Origin of the sequence: Cohnella lupini (assembly GCF_003386205.1) — a bacterium.
In the GTDB taxonomy this organism is placed as follows: Bacteria; Bacillota; Bacilli; order Paenibacillales; family Paenibacillaceae; genus Cohnella; species Cohnella lupini.
The window spans coordinates 56,690-72,038 of record NZ_QRDY01000002.1 but is presented as its reverse complement, the minus strand read 5'-3'; the positions used below and the strand labels follow the sequence as shown (position 1 = coordinate 72,038).

Annotated in this window: 14 protein-coding genes; 8 read left to right on the top strand and 6 right to left on the bottom strand. The window is 49.3% G+C overall.

The annotated features are described in order from the left end of the window. Positions 1 to 21 precede the first annotated feature (21 nt). The 4 genes from DFP95_RS04635 to DFP95_RS04620 form a co-directional block, all read right to left on the bottom strand. A complete protein-coding gene (locus DFP95_RS04635; protein WP_245987420.1) occupies positions 22 to 918 on the bottom strand; it encodes an ABC transporter permease in 897 nt (298 codons plus the stop codon). Positions 919 to 1,245: 327 nt separating this feature from the next. Next, positions 1,246 to 1,683, bottom strand: coding sequence for a hypothetical protein (locus tag DFP95_RS04630; RefSeq protein WP_115991426.1), 438 nt, complete (start codon positions 1,681 to 1,683; stop codon positions 1,246 to 1,248). Positions 1,684 to 1,753: 70 nt separating this feature from the next. After that, positions 1,754 to 2,707 carry a DoxX family membrane protein gene (locus tag DFP95_RS04625; RefSeq protein ID WP_115991425.1) on the bottom strand — a complete coding sequence of 318 codons (954 nt, stop codon included), beginning with the start codon at positions 2,705 to 2,707 and terminating at the stop codon, positions 1,754 to 1,756. 541 nt (positions 2,708 to 3,248) lie between these two features. Then, positions 3,249 to 4,745 carry an MDR family MFS transporter gene (locus DFP95_RS04620; RefSeq protein ID WP_115991424.1) on the bottom strand — a complete coding sequence of 499 codons (1,497 nt, stop codon included), beginning with the start codon at positions 4,743 to 4,745 and terminating at the stop codon, positions 3,249 to 3,251. Between the two features lie 220 nt (positions 4,746 to 4,965). On the opposite strand from DFP95_RS04620, the gene DFP95_RS04615 reads away from it, so the two are divergent. Further along, positions 4,966 to 5,568 carry a TetR/AcrR family transcriptional regulator gene (locus tag DFP95_RS04615; RefSeq protein ID WP_115991423.1) on the top strand — a complete coding sequence of 201 codons (603 nt, stop codon included), beginning with the start codon at positions 4,966 to 4,968 and terminating at the stop codon, positions 5,566 to 5,568. Between the two features lie 79 nt (positions 5,569 to 5,647). On the opposite strand, the gene DFP95_RS04610 is transcribed toward DFP95_RS04615, so the two are convergent. Continuing rightward, positions 5,648 to 6,310, bottom strand: coding sequence for a phosphatase PAP2 family protein (locus DFP95_RS04610; RefSeq protein WP_115991422.1), 663 nt, complete (start codon positions 6,308 to 6,310; stop codon positions 5,648 to 5,650). A gap of 38 nt (positions 6,311 to 6,348) precedes the next feature. Further along, positions 6,349 to 8,199 (bottom strand): LTA synthase family protein, encoded by a 1,851-nt coding sequence (locus DFP95_RS04605; protein WP_115991421.1) that lies wholly within the window; start codon positions 8,197 to 8,199, stop codon positions 6,349 to 6,351. Positions 8,200 to 8,372: 173 nt separating this feature from the next. Between DFP95_RS04605 and DFP95_RS04600 the strand changes: the two genes are divergently transcribed. The 7 genes from DFP95_RS04600 (at position 8,373) to DFP95_RS04570 (ending at position 15,327) form a co-directional block, all read left to right on the top strand. Further along, positions 8,373 to 8,669 carry a hypothetical protein gene (locus DFP95_RS04600; RefSeq protein WP_115991420.1) on the top strand — a complete coding sequence of 99 codons (297 nt, stop codon included), beginning with the start codon at positions 8,373 to 8,375 and terminating at the stop codon, positions 8,667 to 8,669. Between the two features lie 267 nt (positions 8,670 to 8,936). Further along, positions 8,937 to 9,728: a (2Fe-2S)-binding protein gene (locus tag DFP95_RS04595; protein ID WP_115991419.1), complete on the top strand. Its 792-nt coding sequence runs from the start codon at positions 8,937 to 8,939 to the stop codon at positions 9,726 to 9,728. Positions 9,729 to 9,847: 119 nt separating this feature from the next. After that, positions 9,848 to 11,317 (top strand): spore germination protein, encoded by a 1,470-nt coding sequence (locus tag DFP95_RS04590; protein ID WP_115991418.1) that lies wholly within the window; start codon positions 9,848 to 9,850, stop codon positions 11,315 to 11,317. Between the two features lie 25 nt (positions 11,318 to 11,342). Then, positions 11,343 to 12,521 carry a Ger(x)C family spore germination protein gene (locus tag DFP95_RS04585; protein ID WP_115991417.1) on the top strand — a complete coding sequence of 393 codons (1,179 nt, stop codon included), beginning with the start codon at positions 11,343 to 11,345 and terminating at the stop codon, positions 12,519 to 12,521. 9 nt (positions 12,522 to 12,530) lie between these two features. After that, a complete protein-coding gene (locus DFP95_RS04580; protein ID WP_147304131.1) occupies positions 12,531 to 12,773 on the top strand; it encodes a hypothetical protein in 243 nt (80 codons plus the stop codon). 16 nt (positions 12,774 to 12,789) lie between these two features. Next, a complete protein-coding gene (locus DFP95_RS04575) occupies positions 12,790 to 13,881 on the top strand; it encodes a GerAB/ArcD/ProY family transporter (protein WP_245987418.1) in 1,092 nt (363 codons plus the stop codon). A 198-nt stretch (positions 13,882 to 14,079) separates the two neighbouring features. Continuing rightward, positions 14,080 to 15,327, top strand: coding sequence for an S-layer homology domain-containing protein (locus DFP95_RS04570; RefSeq protein ID WP_115991414.1), 1,248 nt, complete (start codon positions 14,080 to 14,082; stop codon positions 15,325 to 15,327). The last annotated feature ends 22 nt before the right edge of the window (positions 15,328 to 15,349 follow it).

Here is a 15,349-nt window from a genome sequence, read left to right as displayed (position 1 = left end):
CGGCGACCCCCTAAGCATGATTTAGAATAAAGATGTTTGGCTAAGTCTCTTGGATACGGAATTCGCGATCAACAACAGGAACAAAGCAATGATCGACTTGATCAATCCCACCGCGGTCGAATAAGAGAACCTTCCTTGCGATATGCCCACCTTGTATACGTAGATGTCGATAACGTTACTGGCGCTATCGTTCAATTGGTTCTTCAAGACGAGAATCTGATCGAAGTTCGAATTGAGCACTCCGCTCACCGCGAGGATGAATAAAATGACGATCGTGCCCTTAATGCAAGGAAGCGTCACGTAGAACATCTTCTGGAACCTTCCGGCCCCGTCGATCGTCGCCGCCTCGTACAATTCCGGCGATACCCCCGCCATTGCCGCGATGTAAATAATCGCCGACCACCCAAGCTCTTTCCAGATATCCGAGGAAATGACGATCGACCAGAAGTAACTCGGTTCGGCCAAGTAAGAGATCGGTTCGTCGATGAAGTTCATCGACAATAACAATTTGTTGATGATTCCGATGTCCGATAACCATGTCGCCAGTATCCCTCCGAGAATGACCCACGAGAGAAAGTGAGGCAGATACGAGATCGTCTGGACCGCTTTCTTGAATCTTAACGACCTCAACTCGTTCAGGAATAACGCGAAAATAATGGGAAGCGGGAAGCCGATAATCAGTTTGATCAAGCTGATGCCAAGCGTATTGCGGATAACGCTGGTTAGTTCGTCATCGTCGAGGAAAGCTTTGAAGTGCTCCAATCCCGCCCACGGCGCATCGGAGATCGAGGTGATCAGGTTGTAATCCTTGAATGCGATAATAATTCCGTACATCGGAATGTAATTGAAGATGATCATCCACGCGACGCCGAGCAGAACCATAACCTGCAAATATCTTTGGTTGTACCATTTGGTCATCAGCTTCGCGGATTTGCTCTTCGGCGCCGCCGGCTTGACTGGGATGTCGTTTAGACTCGCGTTCATGTTCGTTCTCGGACCTCCAAGCTCGGCAAAGGAATGTAAATGCTTTCATAACCGAATTGTATAGGTTTTCTTGAGCTTGCATAAGGCTTCAGATTTCGCTTTAGGTATCAATATTTCGGGAGCTCCACGTCATACATGACTATGAGCGGGCAGGCGTTATTGTATCGAACAAGCCGGATCATCAACAAAAAAGCCGACCTCCTTGCCCGCTGGGCTTGGAGATCGGCTTCTATTCGTTGAATCGCTTCGGTAAACCGCTTCCTAAGCGTTAAGGCTTGTCGTATCGGATTTGCCGATGGAGGTTTGAACGTAACGGAAAACGAAGTATCCGCCAACGGCGTAGATAGCAGCCTGAACGATCGGAAACAAGGTCAAGCTCTCGAAAGGGAACAGCGCCAGGAACGCATAGCCCCATAGACCGTAAGGCAAATATTTTATTCCTCCCCCGATGAGCGTCAGCCATGCTCCGACGTAGAAGCCGTAGAAAGCGATGAGATGCAAAGGGATATCGTAGAATATCGTATACATTGCATTGATGCCATCAAAGGAGTTTACGAACTGGAGCAGCAATTCTTCCAAGAACAATAAACCTAGAGCGCCGAACAGAATATGTAGTTGATACGGCTGCAAAAGCCTTACGATCTTGAACGAGGTCAGAAACGTCCGGATTTCCTTCACCACGACCGCGAACTGCTGCATGTGAAATTCCTCCTTTTTTTACCTATTATACAGCATCCCCGATATCTAAATGCACGAATTATAACCATATTTATGCAAATCGGTAGTATAGCAGCAAGAAGGTCGCTAGAACCAGCAAGAAGTTAAGCGCCACGAAAACGATCCGGTCCAGCTTGGTTTTGTGCATGTCCACGGGAGGCTTGTAGAAGCTAACTCCTTCTATGACGAATAGCGCCAAGATGACATGGATCATAAAATGTCCCACGATCTCCACGTACCCGAAAAGCATGGTCGTCATAATAAAAATAAGCGTCAGCACGATCGATAGGAGCCTGTTAAGTATGCCTACGACAAGTAAATATCCGACCACGAATTCGATAAACGCGGCCAGCACGATGAAGACGGCGGGATCGAATCCGAAGGTCGGCACGTGATGATGCTCGATAATGTCCAAGCTCATCGCGGGATATATCCATTTCTCTACCGCGACCCAACAGAGGGATAGACCCGTGCCTAAGTAGAGGAGCGGGAACGACCAACGTTCGAACGCGGTACGATAGAAAGCAAGCGCGGCCGCGATCGCCAGGAAGAAGCCGTAGTCCAGCATGTGGAACAGACCGTATTCCCCAACGTAATACACATATAATGCAATTAAGATAAGCGAAGCAAGCTTCACTGGAAAGTGATGCGGAACAAGCAACAGCGCGATCGTGCAACCGACCGCGATCGTAATGAAGCCATCCGGCGAATTGAATTCGGGTGCGAACAGGTTACCTTCCAATATCGACCATAGGAGCGAGATGGCTGTGCCGTACTGGAGGATAAGGAAGGATCGAGGACGCAGCCGTTCGACTTGACGATCCAATTGACCTAATGCCTTAATCTTCATGATGGCGGGAAGCGCTTGGGTGAGTACGGCCAGCAGTAAAGCGACGATCAATGCAGTACTCATGAATACCGGAGACAATACGTTGTTCAACGTTTCCTTGATCGGTGCTACGTCCGTGAACCATTTTACGTGCGCGTAAAGTACCATCCGTTGCATCCTTTCCCATCCGTATTCTTATCAGCTTATGTAATGCTTCGAGTATACCATTGTTATCCATTTCGGTGGGCAGCCTTTAAAATTGGACGACCCCCGTCGGACGAGTCCGACGAGGGTCTTAATATTGAAGCGCAACCGCGCGATTCATCCTGATTTCACTTTCACGAAAACAACGATAGCCCTACCTCTCCATCGTTCTTGCGGCTCCAAGGCCGCGCCAGTGAGAATTCGTGTTCCTTCCAGCAGCCAATCTGAGATTTTAATAAGGAATGTGTGGGAAAACGGAGGAATATTACCCTTTTATTGAGGAGAAATCCGTGGGTTACTACTTCTACAATATATGATTATACCCCGAACGAACTGTCTTGTCAAGGGATTCGTTCGAAAATACCGACTTTAGCGCGGCACACCCGAGGTTAGCTCCACTTACGCACCTCGGAATAGAGTGAGCATTATGCTGCCATCAATTATACTTCAGACTGAACAAGAAAACCTCCCGCCGTATTTCGCGGGAGGTCTCCGAGTTCGAAACGATTTTCGATTAGTGACCGACCATAATCGGCATTTCGGCGCCTTCGAGACCTTCCTGGCGTTTAGGTTTTTGAAGTAAAAAGCCAAGTATGCCGCCTAATAACGCAATACCTAGGAGGATAAGGAACGTGTAACCGAAGGAGGAAGCGAACAAATGAACGTCCGGCTGTTGCTTTCCGGATTCGATCATCAGATCCTGCATTTTAGTCGAAGAGATCGTCATAAGAATGGCGACCGCGAACGACATCATAACTTGTTGAGCGGCGTTAGTAAGAGAAGTTACGCGTCCAACCAAATTTTGCGGAGCGGATTGAATCAAATGGTTGTTGAGCGGCATCATGAACAATCCCATGCCCGCGCCCAGCAAAGCAAGCGGCAGCATAACCGCGCTGACTCCGGAGTCTCCCGATATATTCGAGAGCAGCAAAGTAGCAATTACCGTTAAGGCCATCCCGCCGATAACAAGCGGACGAGCTCCGAAACGGTCGGACAGCTTGCCGCCGATCGGCATGAACAATCCGGAAGCCACTGCTTGAGGAAGCATGATCAACCCGGTCTCAAGCGGGCTGTAACCATGAGCCTGCTGCAAGAATAACGGAACAAGGAACATGGTTCCGAACATCGCGATCTGCGATATCCATTGCACGATAATCCCCTTGGTGAAGTTACCCGAGCGGAATACGCGAAGCTCCAGCAACGGGTTCTTACGGTTTAATTCAACGATGATGAACAAGACCAGCGCTACGATACCGACTCCCGAACCGATCAGCGTATCCGCGTCCATCCAAGTGGACTCACCGGTAATCGGGTCGATTCCCCCGCTGGATACTCCGAATACGAGAGCGGCAAATGCCAAAGGACCTAGAATCATTCCGAGTAAATCCAAGGAAGCTACGCTCTGGCGTTGAATATTAGGAAGGGAACGAATGCCTAGAATAATCCCGATAACTCCGATAGGCAGGTTAATCAAGAAAATCCATTGCCAGCTGTGATACTCAACGAACCAACCCGCAACTACGGGACCAAGCGCAGGGCCTAAAAGAATTGGAATCCCCAACATGCCCATAACGGCGCCGACTTTGCCCGGAGGCGATAACCGGTAAATAAACGCCATTGCGATCGGTAGAACCACGCCGCCGCCCAAGCCTTGAATAATCCGGAACGTGATGAGCATCTCGACCGAGTTAGCCAATGCGCATAATCCCGAACCGATGGTAAACAACCCGACGGAGATCAGGAATACTTTCTTGGCGCCGAAGCGATCGGACAACCAACCGGCAAGCGGTATTACCGCGGCTTGCGCCAAGGCGTATCCGATGACGGTCCATTGAACCAACGAGAGGTTCAATAATTCAAATTCCTCCTGCAGTTTGGGAAGCGCGACGTTAACGGCCGTTCCGTCCAAGATAACCATGAAAATACCGACGACGATCGCGATCAACGGTCCAAGAATACTGCGCATCGAGAAAGGCGCCTCCGCTGACGCGGGTATTTCTTTCGAAGACATGTAATCAATCCCTCCTATCCTAATTAGAGCTTCCCCGTGCAGTCTCTCTCGTCCATTGACCGCCTGTTGCTTTGGCGTTACAATATGGACATATGGACGCTACGAAGGAATACCCGTAAGCATACCGGACAATTGTCCGTTTAGATTTGATGTTAACGGACAATTGTCCGGATGTCAATGACAACAATGTTAACTTTCCGTAAAGCGAGGTGACCATTCCGTGTCGACTATTCGAAGGGAACGCAAAGACTCCTTAGAGCACCGCCAATTAATTCTCCAAACCGCGCATGCCTTGTTTAGCGAGCATGGAGTTAAACCAGTCAGCATGCACCAGATCGCCAAAACGGCGGGAATCGGCCAAGGAACCCTATATCGCAGATATGCCCACAAAGGCGATCTCTGCCTAGATATGCTTCATGAATTCGGGCATCAGTTGATTCAACAACTCACGGGATACTTGGAAGAAAACAAAGAGTCGTCGGCGGCCAATCTTTTTGGCGGATTACTCGATCGTTGGATCGATGCGATCGAAGAGAAGGCCGATCTTATTATTGCCATGGAATCGAAGATGAATTGCGAAGATGACCGAGGTAGTTTCTTCCGATCTCCGATGTATCTATTTTTCAGGGATAAAATTTCGGAGCTGATCGCGCAAATGTCCGTTGACTCTAATCCTACGATACCGATTAACGCAGACTTGGCGGCTCATGCCATTATTTGTTCTATGGCACCCGTCGGTTATTTTCACTTCAAGGAAGAGAAAGGCTTCACCAAAGAGGAAATGAAGCAAAGCTACTGTCGTATCTATCAATTTAGCTGTTAATAACGCAATCTCCAACAATAAAAGGCTGATCCGCCGGCAGAATTAACCTAGCCGTTAGGATCAGCCTTTTTTCTTCGGTTTAAGCTCCAAGTGAGCCCTTCCGACGTTCGTGACGGATGATTCTTATCCTTTGCTCTAACAAGATCAAAACGGCGGTAACGACTTCCACTAGCAAAATTCCCGCCAAAGCGTCCATAATCACGTGTTGTTTCACGAATAATGTGGACATAATAATCGTACTAGACATTGCCGTTATAATAGTCAGATTCCATTTGTTTCGGAACGAACTGGTCCAGATCGTTCTCATCACCAGGTAGCTCGAGAAGCAATGAATGCTCGGAAAACAGTTAAACGGTTGGTCGCGATGATAAATATAGCGCATAAGTTCGGAAAACGGATCGCTACCCGTGATAACCGGACGGGGAACCGTCGTTTGAAAAACCGAATAAATTAAATAACATAACAATGCGCATAAGATGTAAGTCGAGATTGCCCGATAATATACGTTAGCATCCTTCTTGAAGAAGTAAAAGATACAAACGTAAATGTAGAAAATCCAAATGGAGTAGGGTACCGAAAAATATTTAATAAAAGGTATCGATTCGTCTACGGTCGTAACGAGTCTATAGACTCCCTGATTCGCCGTGTTATCGGTCCAAGCATACATTAACCCTAGAACGGGAAACACCAGCATCAGCAGAAGCGGAGCGTATTTTTTCCATTCGAAATTTCCGTATAGCACTTTCCGACCCCCTTATCTCTCTTTAATGAGCTCAGGTCTTATTCATGCTTAGGCAAGTGGCTTACGTAGCTATCCGATAATCTCAGAAGCTCCAAGGCGCGTTTATATTCATCTTCCGTCGAATCGGTTCCTTTCGGTGTTCCACCGTCGAACGGGAAGCTAACGCCGTCTTTATATTGAAGTCCGGGCACGAAGATTCCTTGATTGTTCACGAATGAGCCGGATGGCAAATAGTAACGCTGCGGGAGAACATTATCCGTCCTATTCAAGATATCCTGTCCGAAGTGGATATGGTCCGCGAGCGATATACCGAGCAAATTGGCTACCGTCGGGAAAATATCTACTTGTCCGCCCGTCTGGGTCGGTCTCATCGGCTCGGTCATGCCTGGCGCGACGACAATAAGCGGAATATTCATCATTTCGGCAAATTGATATTTCCGACCGTAAATCTCCTTCATAAGATCCTTCTCGTGATCGCTCAAGGAATAGATCGGCAGCCCTAAATGATCCCCGTAAATTAGGAGCACGGAGTTGTCCCACAACCCGTTTTGCTTAAGCTTCTCGATGAAGGTACCCAGCGCGTAATCGGTATAATTCTGTGCCTGAATGTAATCGCCGACTAGAGTGTCTTCGTATCTTTCGGGAAGCTTGAACTTGATCTTGCGATCCGGAATATTGAACGGATGATGGGAAGACATCGATATTATCTGCGCATAGAACGGTTTACCCGTTTCGCTCATCTTCAGCAATTCATCCGCCGTTTTATCGTAGAGCACTTCGTCCGACGCGCCGAAGAACACCGTATCCTCGTCGCCGAAGAACTTGGCATCGTAATAACGATCGAAGCCTAACGCCGCGTACAGCTCCTTGCGATTCCAGAATTGTACGTCATTCGTATGAAAGGTAGCCGTTTGATAACCGTTTTCTTTCAGCACCTTAGGCATGCTGGGAAGCGCCAGGTCCCCGTAATCTTGAGCCGCAGCGCCATGTTGAGGAATGTAAAAGGAAGTGTTGACGACGAACTCCGCATCCGAAGTATTGCCTTGCCCTACCTGCTGGTAGAAATGAGGGAAGTAGATATTTTCCTTCATGAGCTGATTCATCACCGGCGTCAATTCCTGACCGTCGATCTTGCGGTCCAGAAGAAAATTCTGAGTCGCCTCCAACTGCAGGATAATGACGTTCTTGCCTTTTTCCGCGCCCCAGAATTGGGGAACTGCCGGAGCTTGCCCGCCTTTCAGCGCGGCTATCGCTTCCGGCGTGACATGGCTTGGATCCTCGAAGCTTTCGTTCACGCTGGCGATGACCGCGTACGCCTCGTAATTCAGGATTCCCATGTTCTCGGCCTGCTTCAACTCGTTAATGCTGTCCCGGTGCAACCATACGTTCGTAACGCTGCCGGCAAGCGATAAGAAAAACAGAGCCGACAGAATGACATTGGACTCGCGTACCGCAAGCGATTTTCCCCATTTACGGAATCGGCGGCTTATGAACAGAAGCAGGATCGCGACAATATCGGTATAGATGAACAGGAAGTACGGGTGCAGCAAAGAGAATACGCTCCCGCTCACCTCCGTCACTTGATTCACTTGTTGCAAAGCATGGTAGGTGACGATGACGCCGAAATACTTGTAATACATGATGACCGCGAAGAAAATAGTGGTCAGCAATAAGTTGACCGCAACGTAGACTCCTAATTTCCTGCGCGGAGCAATCCATTCGATCAGGCAGAAAAGAACCCATATCGAGGGAATACCCGTCGCTAATTGAAGCCATATCGACGAATCGTCGAATACGACGAATCTTGCCAGATAGATCTTAATCACCATCAATACGGTGAAAAAGATAAAGGGCTTGGACAACCAAACGTCGAGCTTTAATGATTTCATGCCATTCACCCCCGAGAACCTTATCTATTATAACTAATGTTAACTCTGTGTTAAAGTACAACGTGCAGGAAGAATGCCTAAAGGTTGGCTAAAGAAAACGGCTCGCTTATAATGCAAGTACAACGGTTTCGCCGTCCGATAAGGCGAATAAACAATTCGAAAGGGGTATCCCCATGGCGATTACCTATAGTAGAGAATATGATCATATATTGGACGACTTGTCCCGCGCTTTGATTTCGGTTCCGCTTTTTTTCGAAGTATTCGAGATGGAAGCCGAAGATTGGGACAGTCTGAGCACAGAAGAACGCGATGTATGCATCCGGACGCTAGCGGACGACTTATTCTACGTTCTGGGAACCGAATCCCCCGCCGAGATCGGCCGCGGTAGCGCGGAGTACGATTCGAACCGCTCCGTCATTAAGGTGACGGCCAACGAGCAGCTCGTTCACGTCATTTCCTTGCGGGAATAACCCGCTCATGCGTCGCCGTTCTTTACGGGGCGGCGGCGCCTTTCCTTTTATACTCAGACGGGAACGGTCGCGACGGCAACCGAACTCCTCCGACGAGCTTCCTTATTATACTCCTCGAGATAGGCTAAGTCCTTAACTTGTGTCTCTTTTTACATATAAATTAACCGTTTTCACGAGATTGACAAAAACATCCCCCAAGCACTATCATAAAGAGATAGAGCATATGATAATGATTATCATAATCATTTTAATGAGGTGGGGATTTCATTGGATTTACGCTTGTTCGAAGAACATTTCCACATTTCCGTTAAAGGGTCGGATAACCCGCTTATCTCCGTGCCCGTCGCGGATATACTAGTGCACGAAACCATGAAAGACCTTTTGCAAAGAGGCTCCGCCTTAGTAAAGGGAATCGGATTGGAAATCGGGGTTTCTTTTATCGGACTCGCCTTTTTCGGTTTGGCCGCCACCAAGCAATTAATTATGACGCAATATGACCGGATATTGGACCTATCGATGGAAAACTTGACCATACAGCTTGAATCCCATGGCGATCACGCCCATGTCGTATTCAAGATCGGCGAACTGAAGTGGACGGACCTACCTGCGGAAGGCCGAGCCGAGGCCGTCCAATCGGAATGGGCCCGTTACTTCGCGGATACGATGAACCCGTTAATCGAGGCAGCGGCTGCCGCCGCGGGACTGAAATCCCCCCTCATTTGGAATCAATATGGCGCCCGCGCCGCTTACCTCATGGATTACGTAAGGAAAATGATCCCGGAAGGTCCGCTTAGAGACCGCGTTAACGAAGATTTCTCTTTGCTTGAGAACATGCCGGGAGAAACCTTCAACCGAAGGAAAAATCCATACGTACATACTCCCTGCTATCTCGACAGTCCCTATGAGCCCGGCGGGCAAATCATACTCCGATCGGCATGCTGCATGTACTATAAACGAGAGAGCGGAACGAAATGTTATACCTGTCCGATTCTTAAAGACGACGAACGGACGGAGCTAAAGCAACAAATCGAGGAAGCACGCAAAGAGAAAAGCGCATAACGGCGCTTCGCGAAACCGGTCCCGATTGGGACCGGTTTTTTTGCGCTATCTGCATAAAATCGCGTCGGTATTGGGAAACTTTACATACGCCTTAATCCGTCCGACCGGAGGTGACTTCGATGACCGCCGACCATCTATCCAAGCATTTAAAAACGAATATCGTCAGGCTGCAGCAAACCTTCAGCTTAAGCAACGACTTCGAGTTCATTCGGTGGCAATACGGCCCCGAACTGAAAAGCACGTCGGTGACCGTCTATCTCAAATCGATCATCCACAATAAGAAAATCAATTACATGCGGCGCTCTCTGCAGGATCTAGTCGAACACGACGTAGGTCCCGGAACGGAAGTAAAGCCGGAGATGCTGATCCGGTTTTTCGAAGGCCGGGGCGCTTCCACGGAATCGGCCAGCATCGAAAGCAAATGGTCCGTCATCGACCAGCGCATTCTTCAAGGCAACGTCGTCATTTTCTTGGAAGGCTGGGACAAGGCGGTCTGCTACGAAGCCAAGGATATGGAAACCCGGCAGGTTACGGAGCCCGAGACGGAGCCCGTCGTTCAAGGGCCCCGCGAAGGCACCGTCGAAAATCTGCTGAAGAACATCGGAATGATTCGCACGCGAATCCAAAGTCCGGCCTTGAAGATCGAGGCATTTAAGTCAGGCGGATATTCGAATACGACCATTAATTATATGTACATTCAAGGCGTCGTCGATCCTGAGTTGCTGAAAGAATTCAAGCTTCGCATAAATAAGATCGGCCCGGGAGAAATCCTTGACCCTTCGTATATCGAGGAACTAATAGAGGATTACCCCTTATCCCCGTTCCCTCAATTTCGTTACACGGAGAGAACCGATGTCGCGGCTGCCGCTTTGCTTAACGGTAAAATTCTCGTTTTGTCCCAAGGCTCGGGTTCCATTCTCGTTTGTCCAGGGCTATTCTTTGAATTTCTGCAATCCAGCGAAGACTATTATCAAAGGGTGCTAGTATCGAACTTCATTCGTTGGCTGAGGCTAGTCGCGTTGTTGATCGCCATTTCCCTTCCAAGCATCTACATCGCCATGTCCACGTTTCATACGGAGCTGATTCCGACCGTCCTCTTGCTCGCGATCATCGATTCTCGCGAAGGGATCCCTTTCGGCGCCTTTATGGAAGCCGTCATCATGGTGTTCTTTTTCGAGCTTCTCAAGGAGGCGGGGATACGGTTGCCCCGACCGGTCGGATCGGCGGTGAGCATCGTCGGCGCGCTCGTCATAGGAGAAGCCGCCATCAATGCCGGTATCGCTTCTCCCATTATGGTCGTCGTCGTGTCTTTAACCGGTATCGCATCGTTTTCCTTGCCGCAATATAACCTTTCCATTGCATTACGTTTAATTCAATTCCCGTTAATGGCGTTATCGGCCATGCTCGGGGGATTCGGCATCCTGTTGGGCTACTTGTTCATCTGGCTCCATCTCGTCAATCTAACTTCCTTGAACGTCCCTTACTTGACGACGATAGCCCCGTGGAAGCCACGCCAATTCCGCGACACTTTAATCCGCACCAAACTTCCCGCGCTCATCCGTCGGACCAAGCCTCCTAGCACCGACTGAAATCCGGCAAGAGAGGGAGCTCGCCATGAGATCACGATCGCTTAAAATAGTCGGTTCCGCTTTTATCCTTTGCGCTTTGCTATTGACCGCTTGCGGGGACCAGGCCGAGCTGCCGCAAAAAGGATTCGTGATGGGAGTCGCGATAGACGAGTTCGAGAACGGAGAGCTCAGTCTTACGGTGCAGCTCTTCAAACCCTCCCAAGCCATAACGGGCAAGGGGAAGACGACCAAAGCTTTTATTAACATTCAAGCCCACGACCAATCTCTCATCGAAGCCGTGCGCGATATCACGATCCATCTGGGCCGCAGAGCCCAGTGGAGCCATATGCGCGTTCTCTTGGTCAGCGAGGCGTTAGCCCGGAAGCTTCCGTTGCTTAGCTTGCTCGACTTCTTCTACAGGGATCACGAGCCGCGTTTGACTTCCCATTTGCTCGTCACGAAAGGCAGAGCTTCCGATTATTTGAATACGACCCCTTATATCGAGAACTCGGTCAGCCAGCAATATTTCCTAAGCGAAAAGGAGTCCAACGAGCTGGCCGGCAAAACCTCGACTTTAAGCCTGCTGGATCTGGCCAAGCAAGCCCAGAGCCAAACCGCCGTCGCATTGATCCCTTATTTGTACGAACAGAAAATTCGGAACGTGACCACTCCTAACGTAGCGGGGTCTGCCGTCCTTGCCGACGGTCTTGTGAAGGAGCTTATCCCCGCGTCCCTAATGGAAGGGCTGCTGATGTTAAGGGACACATACCGATCCGGAGTGATCGAAGTCCCCTGCGAGGAACAACGTGGTACCGACACCCTCATGCTTCAAGAAGATTCGGTCGAAGTGATTCGAATTCACAACGATATGGAGGTTAAGTTAAACGGAGACAAGCCCCATCTTATTTTCAAAACCAAAGCTTACGTAGCCATATCCGAGTTAGTATGCGGGCAAAACCTCACCATCATGGACGAAATGAAATTTCAAGCCCGAGTGCAGGATGCGATCGAGCAAAGCATGAGCGACAGCATGGAGTGGATGCTGGAAAAGCGATTCGATTTGGTCGGAGCGGGAAACGTTCTGTTTCAGAAAAAGCCGCGTTTATGGAAGCAGTGGAAGCCCGATTGGCCATCTAGATTCTCGCGCGCCAGCTACGAGGTGCATGCTAACGTCACGATCTTGACCACGGGCACGAACATCGGCAAACCCATCAATCGGAACTAGGTGAAGTTAATGATGTACTTCATGCTCGGCGTTGTATTCATCGCTTTTCTGACTTACGATTTGTACTCGGAAAAACTAGGAGGAGCATCCAAAAGGGTTAAATTCGTCTACGTAGTCTTATTACTGCTCTCTGCCTATCACCTATCCATATTTAAAGGTTGGCTTTACTCCTATTCCTATTACGACATGGCCAACCTTATTTTCGGCGGCGCCGCGGAATCCATACTCGCTTACCTGAATCCGAAAGGGTGAACTCTTAGTGAAAAACATGCTCACCCCTAACCAGCTAGCCGTATTATTATTCGTTTTCCTGACGGGTTCATCGATTATCAACATTCCGGCGCCCCTTATTTTTTTCAGTCACAACGCGGCTTGGATCAGCATTATCTGCGCGGCCATGCTAGGATTGCTGGTCCTCCTTCTGATTATGCGTCTAGCCCGCCGCTATCCCGGATTGAACTTTATTCAATACAGCTCCAAGCTCATCGGCAAACCTATCGCCCTCTTGCTCGGAATGCTAATCCTCACCTACCTGATCCACATGGCTGCCGCCATCGTGATGGATATTGCCATGTTCCTCAATAGCTCCATGATGCGGGATACCGACTATACTATTTTCGTTATCCTGATCTTCTTGGCGGTCTCCATGACCATTCGAGTCGGGGTCGGCAAGTTCGCCGGCATGTTCGGCTTATTGATTCTCAGCGTCATGATATTCGTCGTCTTCAATATATCGCTTGCCATTCCCGGCTACGATTGGCACTATCTGCTCCCCGTCTTCGACGAAGGGATCAAGCCCCTGCTGCACGGTACTTATTTCATATACGGCTTTCCATACGGGGAGATCGTCCTATTCGCCATGATCATTCCTTACGTTCGTTTGAAGGCGGGCGATCGAACGGGACGCAAGTTGGCTTTCGCGATTTTATTGAATGCCGTATTCTTGATTCTTGTGACCTTAGCTACGATACTTACCTTCGGCCCTATCGCGGGCGAACGTAAATATTCCATGTTCGAAGTGGCGCGCACCATTGAAATCACGGAAATTTTTCAGCGACTCGAAGCTCTGATGGGTTATTCCATGATCGTCGCTTCGTTCATGAAGGCTTCTATCGTTCTCTTTTTGGCGAACATTACGTTGACTCAAATACTCGGGTTGCCCAAGGAAAACCGCCAGTTGATCTTTCCGCTTGCGTTATTTTGCACGATCATCTCTATCTCGGTCGGCATACGCGGCGAAGCCAATTGGAACTTCATCGTTACAAGCATCCACCCGTTATGGGGGCTCATCTGCGCAACGATTCCTTTGCTTCTGGTCTCCTTCGTGTCGCTGTTCCGGAAGAAACCGAAGCAGGTCTGAACATTTCGCGTTCCTCTCGTTACTGCCATCAACATCAAGCCCTATGCGGGTTGCATGCCTCAAGACCCATTCTAAACACAACTTAAGCCGCTCAAAACCGATTGCCACAATAGTCGTCCCGACTGTGTCCAAGGTTATCCCATGTATGTTTAGCTTATAAAGCCGATCATATGGCAATCGATAATCAGGAGGATCCTCATGCGTCGCGGGACAATATTCGGCATCATCATCGCATTAATGTGCATAGCTAGCCCTATCCATGCGCAAGAGCGGCAAGCATTACCCTTTAACGATATTAAAGGTCATTGGGCTGAAAAAACGATAACGGAAATGGTGGCCAAAGGTATTCTCGACGGATACCCGAACGGCTCCTTCCAGCCGGATCAACCGGTAACGGTAGATCAGTTCATCAAGATGCTCGTTCTCTCCTACACGGAGATGCATCAGAACGGCGAACGTAGCTGGAATGCCGCCTTCCCGCCCTCATTAAGCGCCGAAAATCAAGCCATCCTCAAACAGGATTATCGCTATTTCGATTTCAAGCCCGCCACAGTCGGATATTGGGCCAAGCCCTTCATCGACGTCGCGAGCGACCTTCATTTTTTGAACAAAAGCGGATACAGCGACTTCCAAAGCGATATGACAAGAGAAAACGTGGCGGAAATCCTCTATTATACGCTCCAAGAAACCGAGTTTCTGGAGGACTCTCAGTATAGTCAACAACTGGCGCAATCTTACGGTGATTTAATCAGCGCATCGGAACGCGAGCAGAAGTTCATCGCCGAGGCGCTTGCCAAAGGAATCATGCAAGGCTACCCGAACGGCTATTTTGGAGTCGGCGATAAAGTTACCCGCGCGCAATCCCTCGTGTTGTTGAACCGACTAACGGAGAAAACGAAGAGGATCCCGGTCGAGGTATCCGATGCCGACAGCAGCTTATTGCTCGCCGTTCCTACGATAGGCGGAGGAAAGAAAACCGTCGCATTCCCGGACCAAAAAATGCGCGATGCCTATGAGATATTGCAGCAAGCCGGCCAATTACGGGGCACTAACCAGGATCTGCTGGACACGACGCTTCGATTGTTCAGAGATCAGAAAGAGAAGGATACCGTGCTGGCTCTCTCCTCGTCTTCCGTGATCCAGAAGCAGCAGGCGGAAGCGGCATTGTGGCTCGACCCTCAATACAATACTTACGGAATCACGATCCAGCTTCGGGACGGAACGCGAGCAAGGAATCAGGAAGCGATCGAGACGTTCTCCAATTATTTGTTCGGCTATCAGGCTGCCACATTCGTCAAGTGGTTTACCGAAGTCTGCAAGCATGTAGAAGCCGGCACGATAGTTTCCTCTAAGCAAGTCGCTATCGGCGACTACGCGGTGGATATTCTGATCGATCCGGATACCAAGACTGTCGTATTCTCCATAGCAAAGTCGAAAAATTCATAAGACGGAACGACACCCCCGACCT